The sequence below is a fragment of the Bacillus sp. FSL K6-1006 genome (assembly GCF_038593175.1).
Taxonomy (GTDB): Bacteria; Bacillota; Bacilli; order Bacillales; family Bacillaceae; genus Bacillus; species Bacillus safensis.
On the sequence record NZ_CP151970.1, the window covers coordinates 901,034 to 921,019 of the forward strand.

17 protein-coding genes are annotated in these 19,986 nt (G+C 42.3%); 14 read left to right on the plus strand and 3 right to left on the minus strand.

Annotated features, from left to right (window positions below; genetic code table 11):
• Positions 1–93: 93 nt before the first annotated feature.
• Positions 94–474, plus strand: a complete 381-nt coding sequence (locus NSS65_RS04550) for a hypothetical protein (RefSeq protein ID WP_041116926.1) — start codon at positions 94–96, stop codon at positions 472–474.
• Between the two features lie 34 nt (positions 475–508).
• On the opposite strand, the gene NSS65_RS04555 is transcribed toward NSS65_RS04550, so the two are convergent.
• A complete protein-coding gene (locus NSS65_RS04555) occupies positions 509–907 on the minus strand; it encodes a hypothetical protein (protein ID WP_024426613.1) in 399 nt (132 codons plus the stop codon).
• Between the two features lie 151 nt (positions 908–1,058).
• On the opposite strand from NSS65_RS04555, the gene NSS65_RS04560 reads away from it, so the two are divergent.
• Together NSS65_RS04560 and NSS65_RS04565 are read left to right on the plus strand one after the other, a co-directional pair.
• Complete coding sequence (locus NSS65_RS04560) at positions 1,059–1,565, plus strand: YhcN/YlaJ family sporulation lipoprotein (RefSeq protein WP_034282294.1); 507 nt, start codon at positions 1,059–1,061, stop codon at positions 1,563–1,565.
• Positions 1,566–1,721: 156 nt separating this feature from the next.
• The gene (locus NSS65_RS04565; RefSeq protein WP_034282333.1) at positions 1,722–2,594 is read left to right on the plus strand and encodes a hypothetical protein; all 873 of its coding nucleotides are present in this window, start codon (positions 1,722–1,724) and stop codon (positions 2,592–2,594) included.
• A gap of 25 nt (positions 2,595–2,619) precedes the next feature.
• Here NSS65_RS04565 and NSS65_RS04570 read toward each other — a convergent pair whose 3' ends face one another.
• Positions 2,620–3,264: a spore coat protein gene (locus NSS65_RS04570; RefSeq protein WP_034282292.1), complete on the minus strand. Its 645-nt coding sequence runs from the start codon at positions 3,262–3,264 to the stop codon at positions 2,620–2,622.
• 144 nt (positions 3,265–3,408) lie between these two features.
• Here NSS65_RS04570 and NSS65_RS04575 point away from each other — a divergent pair, with 144 nt between their 5' ends.
• From NSS65_RS04575 to NSS65_RS04585, 3 genes are all read left to right on the plus strand, one after another.
• Positions 3,409–6,789, plus strand: a complete 3,381-nt coding sequence (locus NSS65_RS04575) for a CheR family methyltransferase (protein ID WP_326135011.1) — start codon at positions 3,409–3,411, stop codon at positions 6,787–6,789.
• Between the two features lie 86 nt (positions 6,790–6,875).
• The gene (locus NSS65_RS04580; RefSeq protein WP_101677427.1) at positions 6,876–9,779 is read left to right on the plus strand and encodes a 5'-nucleotidase C-terminal domain-containing protein; all 2,904 of its coding nucleotides are present in this window, start codon (positions 6,876–6,878) and stop codon (positions 9,777–9,779) included.
• A 46-nt stretch (positions 9,780–9,825) separates the two neighbouring features.
• Positions 9,826–10,392 carry a class D sortase gene (locus NSS65_RS04585; protein WP_034282287.1) on the plus strand — a complete coding sequence of 189 codons (567 nt, stop codon included), beginning with the start codon at positions 9,826–9,828 and terminating at the stop codon, positions 10,390–10,392.
• Positions 10,393–10,430: 38 nt separating this feature from the next.
• Here the strand turns inward: NSS65_RS04585 and NSS65_RS04590 are convergent, their stop codons facing one another.
• The gene (locus NSS65_RS04590) at positions 10,431–11,339 is read right to left on the minus strand and encodes an RluA family pseudouridine synthase (RefSeq protein WP_305933602.1); all 909 of its coding nucleotides are present in this window, start codon (positions 11,337–11,339) and stop codon (positions 10,431–10,433) included.
• 109 nt (positions 11,340–11,448) lie between these two features.
• On the opposite strand from NSS65_RS04590, the gene NSS65_RS04595 reads away from it, so the two are divergent.
• The 8 genes from NSS65_RS04595 to NSS65_RS04630 all read left to right on the plus strand — a co-directional run bounded on the left by NSS65_RS04595 (position 11,449) and on the right by NSS65_RS04630 (position 19,816).
• The gene (locus NSS65_RS04595; RefSeq protein ID WP_041116937.1) at positions 11,449–11,796 is read left to right on the plus strand and encodes a DUF5365 family protein; all 348 of its coding nucleotides are present in this window, start codon (positions 11,449–11,451) and stop codon (positions 11,794–11,796) included.
• Positions 11,797–12,106: 310 nt separating this feature from the next.
• Positions 12,107–12,772, plus strand: a complete 666-nt coding sequence (locus tag NSS65_RS04600; protein WP_034282284.1) for an HAD family hydrolase — start codon at positions 12,107–12,109, stop codon at positions 12,770–12,772.
• 15 nt (positions 12,773–12,787) lie between these two features.
• On the plus strand, positions 12,788–14,326 hold the full coding sequence (locus tag NSS65_RS04605) for a bifunctional GNAT family N-acetyltransferase/carbon-nitrogen hydrolase family protein (RefSeq protein ID WP_034282283.1): 1,539 nt from the start codon (positions 12,788–12,790) through the stop codon (positions 14,324–14,326).
• A 128-nt stretch (positions 14,327–14,454) separates the two neighbouring features.
• Entirely contained in the window at positions 14,455–14,871 is a 417-nt protein-coding gene (locus NSS65_RS04610) for a VOC family protein (RefSeq protein WP_041116939.1), read from the plus strand.
• An 80-nt stretch (positions 14,872–14,951) separates the two neighbouring features.
• Positions 14,952–15,869, plus strand: a complete 918-nt coding sequence (locus NSS65_RS04615) for an AEC family transporter (protein WP_061109599.1) — start codon at positions 14,952–14,954, stop codon at positions 15,867–15,869.
• A 33-nt stretch (positions 15,870–15,902) separates the two neighbouring features.
• On the plus strand, positions 15,903–17,495 hold the full coding sequence (locus NSS65_RS04620) for a PucR family transcriptional regulator ligand-binding domain-containing protein (protein WP_326135013.1): 1,593 nt from the start codon (positions 15,903–15,905) through the stop codon (positions 17,493–17,495).
• Positions 17,496–17,750: 255 nt separating this feature from the next.
• Positions 17,751–19,091, plus strand: a complete 1,341-nt coding sequence (locus NSS65_RS04625) for an aspartate aminotransferase family protein (protein ID WP_034282275.1) — start codon at positions 17,751–17,753, stop codon at positions 19,089–19,091.
• Positions 19,092–19,258: 167 nt separating this feature from the next.
• Entirely contained in the window at positions 19,259–19,816 is a 558-nt protein-coding gene (locus tag NSS65_RS04630; RefSeq protein ID WP_024425304.1) for a glycerol-3-phosphate responsive antiterminator, read from the plus strand.
• The last annotated feature ends 170 nt before the right edge of the window (positions 19,817–19,986 follow it).

Sequence of the window (19,986 nt, forward strand, 5' to 3'; positions counted from 1 at the left end):
GAATCACCTTTTTAAAATTACTAAAATTTGTTGCAAAAGAAAAGGGGAAAAAGGATAATTAATAAAAATTTTAATGATGAGGAATTGAAGAAAATGCGGGGAAAACGCTTTCCAGATCAAACGGACTGGCTTTCTTTTTTTGAAAAAATGCCAGATGCCGGATTTGAAAAAGAAATGCCGGTTGAATATCAAGATTTGACGTTTCGGTTCGAGAATCAGGAGGAGCGATTTGTTGTGAACATGTCGCTTGCTATGCAGGAGTTTACCTTAAAGGTCGTTCGAAAAAAGACCGAATCCGTTTTAGGAATATATGATTTTAAAACAGTCCAGCATGTAGAGATTAAAAAAGATCGGAAGGAAGAAAAGGAGCTGTTGCTGATATTAGAGCATCGTGACGACTTCATCACAACAATCGAAATCACATTTCTACCTTCCTTTTGTCTTATGGTCAAAGAACATTTTTCAGGAGAATAAACAGGAGCCTCTTTTTATGAAGGCTCCTGTTTTATTATTTGTGCTCGATGTCATTGATGACTTGCTGGATCGATTCATCATCCATCACATTCATCACACTTTCATCAATGTGAAGAGATTGCGCATAAGATTCTCTTGGCTGATGAGTTCTTGATGGTGATTGGTGCTGGTTCGTTTGATTTGGCTGGACAGCTGTGAATGCCTGCTTGATCATTTGGCCAACTTCACCTGTTCCTTTTGATTCCTTATGTGAGCGGGACTCATGACGAGATGAATCTTGGTGCTGATGGTTTGCGCCTTTCATCATTGAAGACATATTCATTTGTGTCATGCTTTTCAGTCTTCTTCGTAAAACCGGGGAGAATAATGCAATGATAGCTGTTGATACTGCGATCATTGCGCCAGTGCTCATACCTTTTCTTTTTTTAAACAAACGAATCCCTCCATTTGATCGTGATGATCTTTCATCAAGTTTAGGATGACCAATCACAGCTGAATTATGAATTCATTTTGCGGAAAGAGAGGATATGTGCATAAAAAGCCGGCTGGATGAAAAACCTATGAGCAAAAGGAGGGAATAATTGATGAATAAGAAATGGATGCTATCTTTACTGCTCGTGCCAACATTAATCACCGCTGGGTGTGGAATGAACAACCAAGGCGATGAGCGTAGAGGAACAATGAAAAGGCAGTATGAAAATGTCACATATAAAAATGACAACATGAGACAGGATCAGCCAGATGTTCAAACACCTCAGAAGGTCAAAGTGGCAGATAAGGCGTCAGAGCTTGTAGCCAATATGTCTGAAGTGAAGACAGCAAACGTGCTTGTCACAGGAAAAAATGCATTTGTTGCCGTTGTACTTGAAGGCAATAAAAGCGGTGATGTGACGGACGATCTGAAAAAGAAAATTTCAGACAAAGTCAAATCAACGGATCAACAAATCGACAACGTGTATGTATCTGCTAATCCAGACTTTGTCGATCGTATGCAAGGTTATGGAAAACGTATTAAAAGCGGAGAGCCGATTTCAGGATTTTTCGATGAATTTACTGAAACGGTTAGACGTGTCTTCCCTGAATCAAAATAGCTACGACAAAAGCCGTATGTCATATGCGGCTTTTTTGTTTGGAACCGCACCTCGCGCACCTGACTGCATAAAGTAAAAAATATATCACCTCTTGTTGATCTTTGTTTCTTCATAGAGAGAGAAAGAGGGTGCAGGATGAATTCAGGTGGGGAGCAAATGAAAGCAGGGCCGTCATTGATTCATAAAAAACTTGTAAGCGGGATGATTGCAGCAGGTCTGATTTTTTATGCTTTCACCGCGTACTTGATTTATGTTGCGTTTCAGCTGACAGGACAATATTTGGAGCAGTCTTCTCCTAAAACGGTTATCACGGAGGGACTCAATAAGCAAGTCTATGAACATATTCGAATCTACTATGCAGAGGAAGAGGATGCTTTTGTTGATCTGACCATAGAGGCCATGAAGCAGGCAGAGAAGAGGACAGCGTCAGTGTTTCAATTTGAAGCTGACAGACCTTTAGACGTTATTTATTTTGATGATAAAGAGACGATCGAACAAATCGCTGGTATCAAGCATATTACGGGATTTTACTCCGATCATGATCAAATGATTGGGTTATATCCAGATAAACGGGAAGCATTATTAAAGAAAGAGACACTGCCTTTATACTTTTTCAATACGCTTTTTATTCATGAGTATGCTCATTTTGTTTTCTATGAAAAGGTCCATTCATATGAAGTATCTCCAGGCATTTTTCCGCTTTGGTTCCACGAAGGAACAGCAGAGTGGACGGCCTATGACGTGTTAAATGCTACGTCTGAACGCTTCGATGTAATTCCATTTCAATCTCTTCATTCTGATCAAGACTGGCAGAACTCCCGGGTAACGTATGAGACAGATGTCTATTTACAAAGCTATTATATGATCTATGAGCTGGTGCAGCTTTACGGACGAGACATCATACATGAGATTATGGAGGAAACTGCGAAAACGGGCCAATTTGCTAGCGGCTTTGAACAGGCGACGGGGGAGAGGCTCACAGATTTTGAAGAACAGTTTAAAGTGATGTATCAAAGAAAAAACGGCTGACCAGAGAAGGAGGTCAGCCGTTTTTTTAATGAAGAGGCTTTTGTTGATCTGCCTTGCTAGGAGGCATTTGAACCTGCCCCTGAAGCGGTGCAAAAGCTGACGTCATGGCTGTCATATCTTGTTTGGAAAGCTGAGGAACTTGATAGTAGCCATGCTTGTTTTGATACAAGAAAATTTCATATGCCATTTCGATAAAGTTCGGAATCTGCGCAGCAAGCACACGTCTGACAACAGGATTTGTTACTTCTAATGCGGACATGGAAAGTAGCCCAGCGTGTGATTTGACTAGGCTGAGCATATGTCCTGTGATGCCTAAGTCTTTTACATCCTGTAATGACTGATTCGGCTTCTTCGGCTGAGAAGGTTTGATTCCGTATGTCACTTGTGTGTGTTCTTTCATCATATAAGTAGCGGTTTCTTCACTAGGCTTTTGGCCTGTAGAAAAACAATCTACAGTGACATTGTACTGTGATAAAACGAACTGATATTGTCGATCCAGGATGTCGCATAATGCAGGATCTTGAATAAATTGCCGCAGGATCATATATTGATCCAAAATATTAATCGTGCCGGCTAAAATTTCATGTAAATCGAATAATTCATGCCCGCCATGGTTGAGCTCAGGCTGCTGAGCGCTTCCTTGAAACATTGGCTGCTGATCGTTTTGCATTGATATTCCTCCTTCTGTTTATGCAATCTGTTTTAATGTGAGGATATTTTCTCGTTTTCATGCAAAAAACATTATTTACAATTAGAGGGTTTTCTTTCTTTTTGTCGAAAAAAAGTATCAGACGAATGAACATGGGGGTACCAGATGCAGGACAAAATCATTAATCGTTTGATAGAAGACGAACATGTGCAGGCACCAGTGATCGGCATCGGTGTTTCGCCGTTTGAACAGCATCATCTTGAGGCTTTTTTTCAATCGTTGCCACATGAATTAAATGCCTCTTTTATTGTTGTGCAAAATCACGTGACAGGCGATTGTATAACAGATTTGGAAGCACTTGTTTTACCGATTGGCTACCGGGCAAAAACGATTAAACATGGTGAGAAAGTCATGAAGAAGACCATCTATTTTTGTCCGCAGCATGCGGCTGTGACGTTAACAGAAGATCATCGGCTTCATGTATCTGAGCAGCTGCCAACAAACAAGGGATGCTCTGTCGACTCGCTTTTTAAGTCACTTGCCAGTGTTCAAAAGGAAGAGGCGTTTGCGATCTTTTTTCAAAAAGGTCATTGTGTGGGGAGTGGATTGCTTCGGTTGGTTGAGCAAGGCGGTACAGCGTTATCGTGCAGTGAGGTAGAGAGTGGTTTTGACAGCATGTATCATCAATCATTCAAAAATCCATCCACCCTTGCAGCTTATATGGCCAATATCATCAATGTCCCGCATGCGGATGAGACGGATCCAGCTTTACTAAGAATCATTGAACGTCTCGAAATGTATAAAGGGATTGCCTTTTCAACCTATGAAAAGAAAAGGCTGCTTTCTGTTATTCAAAAACGCATGCGCACTGCAAACGAACCAATGTCATTATTAACAGAGTACGATCGTTTATTAGAAAGAGAACCAGATGAGCTTGACCGCCTGCATGCTCAGCTCCTAAGCGGCACGACTGCTTTCTTTAGAGATATGGAGGCTTTTCGAGTATGTGAACAGAAGGTGATCCCGTCAATCATTGACCATTCGATGAACAACGGGAAATCTCGGTGCCGAATTTGGATTGCGGGATGTTCGACAGGGGAAGAAGCTTATTCTTTTACGATTTTATTTTTAGAAGAAATGAAGCGAAGAGATGTGTCCATTGAACTTCAAGTCTTTGCGACAGATATCAACCGAAAAGCCATTCAAATAGCTAGTAAAGGTCTTTACTCGATAGAGTCTATGGCAAGCATACCGGAAAAATGGCGGGCGCGATATTTCGAAAAAAAAGGTGACGCTTTTATTGTGAAGCAGTCGCTTAGAAAACATATTGTTTTTGCTCCTCACAATTTATTGATTGATTCACCTTTTATCCACCTCGATTTTATCAGTTGCCGAAATGTTCTGATGTACTTTGAGCCAGAAGTACAAAAACGAGTATTATCCCGATTCCAATATGCTTTAAAAGATCAAGGGGTGTTAATCTTAGGGCCAAATGAAACTGTTCCCAATATTCCTCGATTGTTTCAATTGTTCAATGAGAAGTGGAACATTTACACCTATTCAAATGTTCCTGCATCTAGTGTCCCTTGGGTATATGACGCTCGTGATGCCGAGTTAAAAAAGCGAGCTGCACAATATATGGAAGAAGTGGGCGGAGAATATGACGCATGCATGGTGATCAATGATTGTGACAAAATTCTGGCGATGTCAAATGGGGCCTATTCCTTTTTAGACCGTACAGAAGTGTCAGATCAATCATGTGAATATGTCACACCTGATTATTTGAAAGAGATGTTGAGTCAAACCTTTCAAAAGGTATGGACGGACGAGACAGAGGTTGTGTTTCAGCATGTCCTCATTTCGGAAAAAGGAAAAAAACAGTATGCGGATTTTATTGTAAAGAGTTTTGATCACCGTTTTAAAGGGGTATACGTCATTCTCATTCGAATGAATGAGAGAGGGAAAATTCAAAAGAACAGCAGGGAAAAAGGGATGCCAGATCAGAATTCAGTTTATCAGCAGCGTATTGTCGATTTAGAAATTGAACTCAATGAAATTAAACAAAAAGAGCAGGAGGCAAGGGCTCAATTAAAAGTGAAAAACACGCAAATAGCGGAGCTTGAGAAAAAACATGAACATTTTATTAATATCATAAACAACTTAAGGGTAACAAGGGAAGAACTGTATAGACCTTCTGTCAAGCCTCAGCTTGCGACGTTGTTTGTGGACCGGGACATGAATATTCGCTATTACACTCCTACAGCCGCCTCTTTATTTACTTCAGCACAAATAAGGCAACAGCAATCCTTTCAGGCGATGGCTAAAAAGCTTACACAGGAAACGCTCTATCATGACATACAATCGGTTATCTCGGACAGGCGCGTCATCGAACGAGAAATTGAAACGAATGAAGGAGAACAATTTACTGTTCACATCACACCTATCTTTGATCAAGATCATGAGGGAGCGGTGATGACGTGGATTAAAATGACGGAAATGACAAAAATCAAACAGTCACTCCATCTAGCGGTAACAGCACTGGATAACAGCCATATCCATATTGTTGTTGCAACTGAGGAAGGGGTCATTCAATGCGTGAATCAGCGCTTTTGCCAGTTTGTACAGCAGCATGAATATGACCTGATCGGCAAAGATATTTTTTCTGTCTATCATTCGCTGTGTCAATGTGATGATTTAGAAAAGCAATGGGACGTTTGTTTAAAAGAAGGCAGCTGGACTGGTGAGCTGTACTTTCAGGATTTATCAGGCCGTGAACGATGGGAGAGAGTCTCTTTACACCGAATTGATGATCCTGACAAAATGCAGTCAACCGTGATGCGGATTTCTGAGGACATTACCAATCAAAAGCAGTCAGAGAAGATGCTGATGAAGTCCGAGATGCTGTCCGCAGTTGGTCAGCTTGCAGCCGGCATCGCCCATGAGATACGGAACCCGCTGACGTCGTTAAAGGGATTTTTACAGCTGATGATTCAAAGTAAGAAATATCAGAAGGATTATGCAGATGTGATGATGTCTGAATTTAATCGGCTTGAAGCCATTATTAATGAATTCCTTGTGCTCTCTAGAAGCAAATCGGTGAAATTTGAGCCGGTACATGTCAATCTTCTGCTCGAAGAAGTGATCATGGTCGTTGAATCACAGGCGGTTTTAAAAGGCGTATCTATTCAGAAGAATTTGTCTCCGTCGCTGCCAAACATTCAAGGTATACCAAATGAGCTGAAACAAGTTTTCTTAAACATTCTTAAAAACGGTATTGAAGCGATGGATGGTGTGACAGGTGTCATTCAAGTCACATCCGTATTGGAACATAATCAGATGATGCTGATTTTTGAAGACCAAGGAAAGGGCATACCAGAAGAAGAACTAGGGAAACTGGGTGAACCTTTTTATACAACGAAAGAAAAAGGGACTGGTCTTGGTTTAATGATGACGATTAAAATCATTGAAAGCCATGGCGGCAGCATTCGTTTTGAAAGCAAAAGCTTTGAGGGGACACGAGTGATTATTACGTTTCCAATGAGCTGACAGACATAAGATTTACAAGAAATCCATCTACCATCAATATTTACTTAGTACACTATGAGAGATAAAGCTCGGAAGGGGAGGGTCTAATGAAACGTGTTCGATCCATTCGTATGATCTGCTGTCTGGTTTTAGTGATCTTTAGTCTGCAATCCTTACTGCCTGGCATGATTACAGCAGAACAAGCCATTGCGTCTGAAAAGAAGGAAACGGTTTGGAACCAAAAGAAGCCAATGAAAATCAAGAAAGCCCGTCTGCTGATCGGAGAAACGGTGACGGTGAGTGGAATTGTGACAGCAGACCAATCGGCTATAGGCAATGGGAAACTGTCAACGTACATTCAAGACAAATCAGCAGGAATCAATATTTATTCAGTACAGCCCAACAACTTCCCAGAACTGAAAACAGGCATGAAGGTGACAGTAACGGGGAAGATCACGTCTTATAAAGGACTGATTGAAATTGTGCCGGATCGAGATGCCCTGAAGGTAGATGCTGTCAATCAAACCTTGCCAAAGCCAAAGCGAGTCTCACTGAAACAACTAGAAACGGATCAGGCACATAAACATGAAGGAAAACTTGTGAAGATCAAAGGCTATGTTGAATCAAAGCCAGAGCAGCCGGCTGGCGGTGGATATAATGTCGTGATTATTGATAAAAAATATCACAGCACCATCCTTAGAGTGATGGTGGATACAAGTGCCATTGATGAAGTAAAGACAGGGAAATGGTATGAGTTTACAGGAGTTTTAAGCAGATATGATACGCTGCAGGTGCTTCCAAGACACAAGGGTGATGTCAGTCTGCTGAAACGCCAGCCAAAGCCGCCAAAAATCAAGAAAGAATACGAGGCAACGGTTGACCGGGTAGTGGATGGTGATACGATTCATTTAAAGAAGCCTGTGCTTGGTACAACAAAGGTGCGCTTTGTGAATATGGACACGCCGGAAACGTACCATAAGCCAAAAAATGAATTAGATCAAAACCAGCTGCGTTTTGGACAGAAGGCGGCGGACTATTTAAATACTCTGCTCTCAAGCGGAGATAAAGTCACATTAAAGATTGGTCCTGAAGCGAAGGACGACTATGGACGTCTTTTAGCTCAAGTGAAAACCAAAAAAGGGGTCAATACGAATTTAGAGCTTGTGAAAAAAGGATATGCTCCTACGTATTTCATCTGGCCGATTGGAGATGAAAAGGACTATCAGATGTTCCAAAAAGCGGTCAAAGAGGCGAAAGAAAAAGGGCTGGGCATATGGAACGAAGCGGACCCGCTGCTGGAACAGCCGTTTGAATTTAGGGCACGTGAACAGAAAAAAGGACTGACACGCTACGTCGGTGATTCATCAGCGAAAACGTACGTATCGCCTGACAGCTGGAAAGAAATCGCTGTAGATAAACGCATCTTTTTTGCTTCAAAAGAAGAAGCAGAACAGGCTGGCTATCAGCCGGCAGAGGAAGCTGGGGAAGTCCCGTTAACCATTTTAAGCATGAATGATTTACACGGAAAAATTGATCAACAATACGAGCTGGATCTAAAAGGTGATGGCAATAAAGGAACGTACGGACGGATGGATTATGTGGCGGCTTATATGAAACAAAAACAAGCAGCACACAAAAATACGATCACAGTTCACGCCGGAGATATGATTGGCGGCAGCTCTCCAATATCGTCTCTTCTGCAGGATGAACCAACTGTTGAACTCATGGAGAACATTGGCTTTGATGTTGGCACGGTCGGCAACCATGAATTTGATGAAGGGGTGGACGAGCTATTACGGATCATAAATGGCGGAGATCATCCTAAAGGCACAAAGGGATATGACGGACAGAATTTTCCGCTCGTTTGTGCAAACTGTGAATACAAGGATACAGGTAAACCACTTTTACCTGCTTATGAAATCATGGATGTCGAGGGAATTCCTGTAGCATTTATCGGTGTTGTGACAAAGTCAGCCGCAGGAATGGTGATGCCAGAAGGGATTAAAGACATTCAGTTTACAGATGAAGTCAAAGCCGTTAATGAAGCCGCGAAGGAATTAAAACAAAAAGGGATCAAAGCCATTGCGGTCTTAGCTCATATGACAGCCTCTCAAAATGGAGATACCATCACTGGAGAAAGTGCGAAGCTTGCCAAAGAAGGCGATGATGAAATTGATGTCATCTTTGCGGGGCATAATCACGAAGTGGTAAACGGAGAGGTCAATGGGAAATTAATTGTCCAAGCCTTTGAATATGGGAAGGCCGTTGGCGAAGTCAATGTAACACTTGACCGCAAAACGAAGGATATTGTCAAAAAGAGTGCAAATATCCAGTATGTAGACCAGTCTGGTATTGAAAAGGACAAGGAAGCAGCCGGCATCTTGGCTCATTACGGAAAAGAAGTTGAGCCGATTATTAGTGAGGTAGTTGGAGAAGCTGGTGTCAAAATGGAAGGCGGCTATTCAAATGATGGAGATACGCCGCTCGGAAATTTGATTGCTGATGGTATGAGGTATTCTATGAAAAGTGATTTTGCCATGATGAATGGCGGCGGCATCAGACAAAACCTTGAAAAAGGGCCGATTACGTGGGGAGATCTGTTTAATATTCAGCCTTTTGGCAACGTCTTAGTTAAACTTGAGATTAAGGGGAAAGACTTGGCTGAGATCATTGAAGCGCAAATTTCTCCTCAATTTGGACCAGATTATAGCATTTCGGGTTTTTCATATTCCTATGATCCGGTAACATATAAAGTAGTCGACTTAAAGCTGCCAGATGGATCAGACGTTGAGCTCGATCAAACGTATACACTCACGGTGAATAACTTTATGGCAACTGCAACTGGCAGTAAGTATGCACCGATAGGAAGGCTGGGGAAAAATCCTGAAACAGGTCCAGAGGATTTAGAAGCCACTGTCGCTTTTGTGAAGAGCTTTGAAGGAGCTTCCATTGTGTATCAAAAAGAGGGACGCATTCAAAAAGCAAAACAAGAAGAAAAAGCAGCAAGCTAAAGAGCGTTTCATATAAGAGAAATGTAACAGGTAAAGGAGTTTAAGCATGAAAAAGTGGCTTGCACTTACTGTGATGACAGCAGGAATTGTCTTGCTCGGCTGGGGAATTTGGCAAATCGCCTCTACACACCTTCAAACAGCACAATCATTAGAAGCCGCGAAGAAAGCGGTAGCGGACGATCAAAGGATGTCAAAGAAGCAGTTTTCTCCTGAAGTGGGGAAAGCCTCTGGCATCCTGACGATTCCGAAATTAAAAGCAGACCTTCCCATTGTCGAAGGGACAGATGCGGATGATCTTGCCAAAGGAGTCGGGCATTACAAAGGCAGTTATTACCCTGATCAAAAGGGACAAATCGTCCTATCTGGCCATCGTGACACGGTATTTCGCCGAACAGGTGAGCTGGATATTGGCGATCAGCTGAAAATCACTGTGCCGTATGGTGAGTTTCTTTATGAAATCACACATACGAAAATCGTGGATCAGCATGATACATCCATTATTACTTTGCAGAATGAAAAGGAAGAGCTCGTGTTAACGACATGCTATCCATTTCATTTCGTCGGCAATGCACCAGAGCGATATATTATTTATGCAAAAAGAGCATCTGTCTAATGAAGAAAGAGCCTGCATTTAATCAGCAGGCTCTTTTTTTAATGAATGATCTCGTCCATGAGCTGAGCCATATCTGGTGGAAGCGGCGCTTCTATGCTCAGTTGCTCACCTGTAAAAGGATGTGTCATGTCTACTTGTTTGGCGTGAAGAGCGCATCTGTTGATATAAGCGCGAGCGCCGCCATAAAGTGAATCCCCGGCTAAAGGATGCCCAAGACTGCTAAGATGGACACGAATTTGATGTGTTCTTCCGGTCTCAAGTTGCAGCTTAACAACTGTCATTTGCAGGCGTTTATTGGTGTCCATAACCTGAAAATGAGTCACAGCACTTTGACCAGTAGGAGAGATTCTTCGTCTGACGGCATGATGCTTGTCACGGCCGATCGCTGCATTGATCGTGCCTTTCTTTTTCTTGAAAAGTCCTTCTGCGATGGCGATGTAAGTTCGGTTGATCGTTTTTTTAGAAAGCATTTGATCAAGCACAGCATGAGCTAACCTGTGTTTAGCAAAAATGACAGTGCCGCTTGTATCTTGGTCAAGCCTGTGGATATGTCTCACTCGCTTTTCCTCGCCATTTGCTTGAAAATGAAAGGCCACAAGGTTTGCCAGTGTGCCCGTTTGTCCCTTTTCATTCGGGTGCGTTGGTCGTCCAGCGGGCTTTTGCACAATCAATAAGTGCTCGTCCTCAAAGAGCACCTCTAATTCACCATATTCTGGCGTCACATCACTTTCTTCCGTTTCAAATAAATCGATCAGGATGTGATCGCCTGTACTGACTTTTGCCGCGTGATGGGCAGGCTTTTGATTTAAACGTATTTTTTGATGCTCCATCCAAAAATGGATAATCGGTTTTGAGGCCGATACGGCTGTTTTTAAAAACTGACTAAGTGAAGTGTCATGATGCTGCTCACCTGCTTTTAGTGAGAGCGTGTGCCCGTTAATATTCATAATATCCGTTCCTCTCTTTGGGTATATATAGGAAACACTTACCTTGGCGAACGCCTTTTTTTCTGTGCTATTCTGAATGGAGAACTAACGACAGAGAGGTAGATGCCACGTGAGAATAATGAAAGCTGCTACAGACCTGCAAGAGCAGGCAATTGAAGAAATATCAAAGGATGTTGAAGATCTTCTATCCCATGCTGTCGGTGAAAACCCAGCTGCGCGTCAACAAGAACGCCCGCTGACCTTTGTTGAAGGGGTTTATAACGGAACGATGGACGATGCTTTTCGTATTTTATCGGGACTTCAGCTATTACATACCATTATTGTAAAACCTAAACGCCATATGACAAAGCGTGATCGTGAGCTATTCGAGCGAAACCGTGAGCAGGTCAATGCATGCGGCTTTTCTTTTCCGTTTGATTTAGACGATTTTGCCAGCCGCCGCCTTCAAAATGCGTAAAAGTTGGTGTGAACTTCCTTGTTAACTTACAAGGCTGCCGCACATACTATTTTTAAGGGAACGGAGAAACCTTTAGATCTGTAATACCAAACCCGCTCTTTTTCAACATTGCCTATTTCTCCACGAATCGGAGCGCTTGGACCTCTTGCAGAATAAACCGAACACGGGTAGGAGCCTGACAAAATGGTACAGGCTCCTTTTATACATAATTATTTTAGCAGACATTCATCTTTGAAAGTCAATTTTATTCACGATATGATAGCATTGAGTATCATATTAAAGACTTTCGTAAAAAAAAGGAGTGGCCTCGTTGGTAAAGGCGATTATATTTGATTTTGACGGATTAATTTTAGATACAGAAACACATGAATATGAAGTTTTACAAGAAATGTTTGCAGAGCATGAGTCGGAACTGCCTCTTTCTGTATGGGGTAACGTCATCGGGACGCAGGCGGGCTTTAAGCCTTTTGAATACTTAGAAAAGCAGCTAGGAAAGACGCTCGATCATGAGGCACTCACAGCGGACCGGCGTTCTCGTTTTCAAAAGAGAATGAAGGATGAATCAGCACGACCTGGCGTAGAAGCTTATTTACAGGCAGCGAAGGAGCTTGGAATCAAGATTGGACTTGCTTCCAGCTCAGACTATAAATGGGTGTCTGATCACCTGAAGCAAATCGGTCTTTTCGATTACTTTGAATGTATCCGTACGTCAGATGATGTGGAAGAAGTCAAACCTCATCCAGAGCTTTATTTGCAAACCGCAAGCTGCTTAGGGGTAGAGCCAAAGGATTGTGTGGCATTTGAGGATTCAGTGAATGGATCAATTGCTGCCAAACGGGCAGGCATGAAATGCGTCATCGTCCCAAACAAAGTGACGAGCACGCTGCAGTTTGAAGAATATGATGTCAGATTAGAATCCATGGCTGAAATCGAATTGCTCCAGCTATTCCATCAGCTTGAAAAAGAGGATCAGTAAGGGGGCAAAAACATCATGGCAGAAAAACTCGATTTAACGCGGTTTGAAAAAAGAATGGTGATCCGTAATATCCGGGAAGAAGATATTGACCGAATCATCGCCTTGCAGGAGGTATGCTTTCCGGGCATGGACCCTTGGAAACGAGAGCACCTTGAAAGCCATCTTGAGCATTTCCCAGAAGGTCAGTTTTGTGCTGAATTTGAGGGGGAAATCATTGGCTCTTGTTCAAGTTTATTAATTAACTTTGATGAATACGATGACCGTCATACTTGGCAGGACATCACAGATGATGGGTACATCACTAACCATAATCCAGATGGGATGAATATGTATGGAATTGAAGTGATGGTTAGTCCTGAATACCGCCGCATGAAAATTGGCCATCGTTTGTATGAAGCAAGAAAAGACTTAGCGAGAAGATTAAATTTAAAAAGCATCATCATTGGCGGACGCATCCCGAATTATCATAAATACCAAGAGGAAATGACGCCTCGTCAATATGTGGAGCAGGTCATGCTTCACCAAATTTATGATCCTGTTTTATCTTTTCAGCTGTTAAATGAATTCAGCCTCATGCGGATCAACCCGAATTACTTGCCGGATGATAAGGCATCGAGCACATATGCGACGTTAATGGAATGGAATAATGTTGATTATCGTCCGCAATCGAAAAGATTTTATAAATCGGCGTTCCCAGTTCGCATTTGCGTCATTCAATATGCGATGAAACAAATTCATTCCTTCGAGGAATTTATGAATCAGGTGGAGTATTATGTTGATGTCGCATCAGATGCGTCAGCTGACTTTGCCGTATTCCCAGAAATTTTTACAACGCAGCTCATGTCTTACTTAGAGGAGCGCTCCCCAAGTCTTGCAGTTCAGCGGATCACGGAATATACCGAGGATTACATTAATTTGTTTACAGACCTTTCTGTGAAGTACAACATTAACATCATCGGCGGATCACATTTCGTTGAAGAGGAAGGGAAAATCTACAATATCGCTTATTTATTTAGACGTGATGGAACAATTGAAAAGCAATATAAGCTCCATATCACACCGAATGAAAGAAAATGGTGGGGGATTTCAGCAGGTGATCAGGTTCGGGTATTTGATACAGACTGCGGTAAAATTGCGATCCAAATTTGCTACGATATTGAATTTCCAGAGCTTGCTCGGATTGCAGCTGATAAAGGAGCGAAAATTATTTTTACACCGTTCTGTACAGAAGACCGTCAAGGCTATTTAAGAGTGCGTTACTGTGCACAGGCTAGAGCGGTTGAAAATCAGATTTATACCGTGATTTCAGGAACTGTCGGAAACCTTCCGCAAACCGAAAATATGGATGTCCAATATGCACAATCAGCGATTTTTGCCCCATCTGACTTTGAATTTGCAAGAGATGGAATTGTAGGAGAGTGTAATCCGAATATAGAAATGGTTGTCGTTGGCGATGTCGATTTAGAAATTTTAAGAAGACAGCGGCAAGATGGAACGGTACGTCAGCTCAAAGACCGAAGAAGAGACGTGTACCATATTGAATATAAGAAATAATGAAAGGAAGCGCCTATTGTTGAGGCGCTTCTTTTTGATGACATCAGATTTTTTCAATTGACAAAGGGATGCCGGAGCAAAATCTGAATATACTGAAAGGAGATCATGTGTTCAAAAAGGAGAGGAACATGGGACGACAAGCTAAACATTTGTATATCAATTTGCCGGTAAAGCATGTCAAGGAATCAAAGGCTTTTTTTGAGCAGCTGGGTTTTGAGTTTCAAGAGCAGCTTACGAATGATCAGGCAGCTTGTTTGGTCATTGGTGACACTATTACGGTCATGCTGTTATCCCATAAGCATTTTCAAACCATCTCAGAGAAACAATTGGTGGATGCAAGGCAGGGATCAGAGGTCATTGTCTCTATGCGGGTTGATTCACGAAAAGAGGTCGATGAGCTTGTCGAGCAGGCGATGGCAGCAGGCGGTTCACCGTTTAAGGAAAAGCAGGATCATGGGTTCATGTATGGCTGGAGCTTTCAAGATCTTGATGGTCATTTGTGGGAAGTATTCTATATGGATGAAGAGAGAAGCGGCCTTTCATAAGGGTGCTTCTTTTTTATTGTTTAACAGTGGTATGATAATGAGGAAGAATAGGAATTCATCTAGAGAAAAGTAGGTGCAGCATGGAGTTTTTACTTGTCTTACTGCCAGTGTTCGGTATCTTTCTTATCGGATATATTGGGCAGAAGGCCATTGGTTTTGACATACATACGCTCTCATCAATGTCTTTATATTTAATGTCACCATTTCTTGCGTTTGAAACCTTTTATCAAAACAAAGTATCGATGGACTATGTGTACCTATCTATTTTTGTCGTCGGACTTTGTCTTTCACTTGTTTTATGCGTTTTTATTTTATCTCGTATTTATGGTTATTCGAATGAAATGTATTGTGCCATGATTCTGTCGTCAGCCTTTATGAACAATGGGAATTACGGCACACCCGTTGTCCTGCTTGTCTTCGGAGCTGCTGGTTTAGATATTGCCATCGTTTTAATGGTACTGCAGCAGCTTGTCATGAGTACAATCGGTATGTATTATGCAGCAAAGGGCGGAGAGGATGCAGGAGATGGAAAGGTTGTGCTGAAAAAAGTGCTGCGTATGCCTGTTGCATATGGGGCACTCCTCGGTCTATTATTTCAGCTGCTTGATCTTTCATTACCTAAAGAGGTGATGACGGGTGTCCAGCTTGTGGGGGATGCCGCCATACCGACGATTATGCTTATTTTAGGCATGCAGCTCGCCGTCATTTCTTTTAAGCAAGTGGATTATCGAAATATTTCTTATGCTGTATTGCTGAAGCTGTTTATCTCACCTCTCATCGCATTTGGTTTTACGCTCATTTTACCGGTAGATGATTTGGTGAAACAAATTATGATCTTAGTTGCAGCCATGCCGACAGCAGCAAATACCACGCTGATGGCTGTACAATTTCGAACGAAACCTGAGTTTGTCTCAAGCACGACATTTCTCAGTACCGTTTTAAGCATCGTGACATTACCAGTTTTATTATGGATTTTATCTATGCACCCTCTGGGATAGGGGATAGGCGGCAAAACAAAGGGGGACATATCAATGAATGCAGATGTTCATTTTCAAGTGAGTGATGTGTTGAAAACAAAGTATTTTGCCCATGCAAAAGTGTTAGCAGGGGAAAAGGGATTGTTTCGGCAGGTCAAATGGGTCCATGTGCTAGAAGTGCCTGCTGTAGAAGATTTGTTAAATGGGGGAGAGCTCATACTAACAACAGCCGCAGGCTTTCATGATCAATTGGATGTGTTTCAAGCATTTTTAAAACAGCTGATCGATTCTGGTGCGGCAGGCTTGTGCATTGAATTTGTTCCGCTCAGATTCGATGTGCCGGAAGAACTGATTGCGTATGCAGAAGAAAGAGATTTTCCGCTGATTCTGTTTACAAAAGAAGTGAAATTCGTCAACATTACACAGCATCTCCATACGAGGATGATTGAACGCCAGTATCAAATGATGGCTGATTTAGAAGCACTGTCATCAAAGCTGAATGAGCTTTTGCTGACTCCGCATCCGCAGATGGATATTTTGGATCAAGTGTATCAGCACGTAAGGGGCATTCTTTTACTTATTCCTGTTCAGGGGGAGCCGATTATTTTATGTGATTCCTCTAAACAAACCGAAGAGCTGGTCATGAATTATTTACAGTTTGCTTCCTTGCCAAAAGGATATGAAGTGACCAAAAAAGAAGTGCTTGCACTCAAGCAGACATTTGCAGACCTTGTGCTTATTCATCAAACGAACGCGCTCTCAGAATTCGAACTGCTCGTCATGGATAAAGGGGCAAATGCTCTTGCACAGCAAACGCTAAGAGAGCTTTATACAGAAGAATTGAAGAAGACAAAAGAGAACGAATGGCTGCAAAAATGGTTCCAAGAAGAGCATTCAGAAAGAGATATTTTAGAGCATCTTGAAGAAACAGAAGGATTGAAAAAACCAACCGGCTGTGTGGTCATGCTCTTTCAAAAGAATCATCAAATCGAAGAAATTGCAGGAAATCTTTATTTTCTCGTATCGTGCCGCTCCATCTTTCAGCGAGCAGGTTTCCACTTGATTCCGTATGAGCATCAAGGACAAACCTTGTTTATTTTATTGAACACGAGAAAGAAGGAGGACTGGAAAGAGCGTGCAGAGAAGGCGGCAGCTGACATCAAACAATTGTATGATCGGGAGCAGCCACGCGGAACTGTGATCAATTTTGGCATCGGTCCATATTGTGAACAGTTTCAGCATATGAGAAAAAGCTTTCAGGCAGCCAAGGAAGTGCTGCATATAAAGAAAGTGATGCCCCAGCGGGTGGAAAGCCCATTTTATCAAGATTTGCATATGCTCCGTCTTATGCCTGTCATGCAGGAAAGCGGACTGCTTGAATGTATGGTGAAAGAGTATTTGGAGCCTGTGATTTTATATGATAAGCAAAATAGCGGAAGACTCTATCAAACGCTGAATATCTTTTTACAGACAAACGGTTCTAAAAAGGAAACTGCAAGCCGGCTCTATATTGTCAGGCAGACCCTTTATCATAGACTCGATAAACTGCATGCATTGCTTGGTGAGGATATGATGCAGGCACCGAAACGACAGGCGCTTGAATTTGCGATTCTTGCATATGAATTCCTGCAAGGAAATCGCCGTTAACAAGGTATGTTAGATTTGCTAAGGCAACCGAGTAGAGTGTCTTATGGTTCTTTTCAATCAGTTGACGATCTGTCTAATGTAATCAGCCCGTCCCCTTTTTTATAATGAAAGTAACGATTGGTTCTCTCTTACGGGCGGCCTAGTTTCAGTTTCATATGCCTCCCTTTTCATCCATATAATGAATGGAGAGGCAGTGTGCTGCTGAACCGGTCTAAGCTTCTTTAATGATGAAAACGGATACATGGGGGCGGGAAGATGAAAATACATGAGCAGGCTCAAAATCTTCAGGCGAAAGATGATCAGTTGATCTGGCACCATATGAAAGGGACAAACAAGGAAAATGAAAGCATGGTCATTCACGAGGCAGAAGGCGCATGGGTGACTGATATTCATGGGAATCGCTATTTAGACGGGATGTCAGGTCTTTGGTGTGTAAATGCCGGTTATGGCAGAAAAGAGCTGGCAGAAGCTTCATATAAGCAGCTAAATACAATGCCTTACTATCCGCTGACGCAAAGCCATGTGCCAGCGATTCAGCTGGCTGAAAAGCTAAATGAATGGCTTGGCGGGGACTATGTCATCTTCTTTTCTAACAGCGGTTCTGAAGCCAATGAAGCCGCATTTAAGATCGCCAAACAATATCATGCGCAAAAAGAAGAGAGCACAAGAACAAAGTTCATCTCCAGGTATCGGTCGTATCACGGCAATACAGCAGCAGCCCTTGCCGCAACGGGGCAGGCGCAGCGTAAATATAAATATGAACCATTAGGTCAAGGCTTTATCCATGTCGCACCGCCTGATATGTATCGTCATCCTGAGGATCAAGATACATTGGCAAGTGCAGCGGCAATCGATCAAGCCATGACGTGGGAACTAAGTGAGACCATTGCTGGGGTCATTATGGAGCCGATTATTACAGGCGGCGGTATCTTAATGCCTCCGAAAGGGTATTTGAAGAAGGTCAAAGACATCTGTGAGGCTCATGGAGCGCTTCTCATTGTGGATGAAGTCATCTGCGGATTTGGCCGGACAGGGAAGCGGTTTGGTTTTATGCATGAGGAAGTAAAGCCGGACATTATCACAATGGCAAAAGGGATCACAAGCGGCTACTTACCTCTTTCTGCAACGTGCGTGAAACGAGAAATTTATGAAGCGTACGCAGGGGAAGATACGTATGACAGGCTGCGCCATGTAAATACATTTGGCGGTCACCCTGCTTCTTGTGCGGTTGCACTTGCCAACCTAGAGATCATGGAAAACGAGAAATTAGTAGAACGGTCTGACACGCTTGGGCAAGACATGCTCGAACGTTTGCAAGAGTTAAAAGAGCATCCATTTGTCGGTGATGTCAGAGGGAAAGGCCTGCTGTTTGGAATTGAGCTTGTCCAGGATCAACAGTCCAAAAAACCAGCTGATCCACAGGTTGTCGGTCAATTGATTGCTGAATGTAAAAAACGCGGACTGATCATCGGGAAAAATGGTGATACGGTTGCCGGCTATAATAACGTTGCCCAGCTTGCACCTCCGCTAAATATAACAGCCGAAGACGCTTCGTTTATTATCAACACGCTAAAAGAAAGCATGGCACAGTTATAGCAGAGAGATTTCTCTGCTTTTTTCTGTGGAAAAAGCACATACATAGATCCAGTAAGATGCTGCTAGGTGAAATCAGCATTGGATACACTAGGTGTATTGAAAAATAGAAGAGATTCTATTACTGTTAGGAGAAGACTGAACCAATACACTTTAGAAGGAGACGGCATATGAGTTTTCATGATCAACCCATTCTACCTGCTGTTCGCAATATGAAGCAATTTGAGGAATTTTTAAAAAGTCCATTTACATACGGGGTGTTACTTGATGTCCATTTAGGCCGGCTAAAGGGCATCATGAATGAGGCAAATGCCCATCATAAAAAAATGTTTGTCCATGTCGATCTCATTCATGGGATCAAACATGATGAGTATGGAACGGAATTTATTTGTCAGGAAATGAAGCCGGCAGGAATTATTTCTACTAGGTCTTCTGTCATAGTAAAAGCTAAGCAAAAGAAGGTATATGCCATTCAGCGAATGTTTTTACTTGATACAAGTGCCATGGAAAAAAGCATGGAGTTCGTAGGGAAACATCGCCCAGATTTTATTGAAGTATTGCCAGGGGTTGTGCCGGATTTAATTACAGAAGTGCGCGAGCGAGCTGGTATTCCAATATTTGCAGGCGGGTTTATCCGCACAAAAGAAGATGTAGAAAGAGCACTTGAAGCAGGAGCTACAGCTGTGACAACATCGAATACAGCCCTTTGGAAAGCGTTCCAAAAGTGAAAAAGATAAAATGTGAAAATTGATTGACAACGTTTTCATCCTCTGATACTATAGCACTAAGTTAATATCATGTGATGGAGAAACGGAGATCCACAACAGCGCTTTACTAGGTGACAAATGACCCTGATGTAAAGTATGTTTGTTGTGGATCTTTTTTCTTTATCTATTTT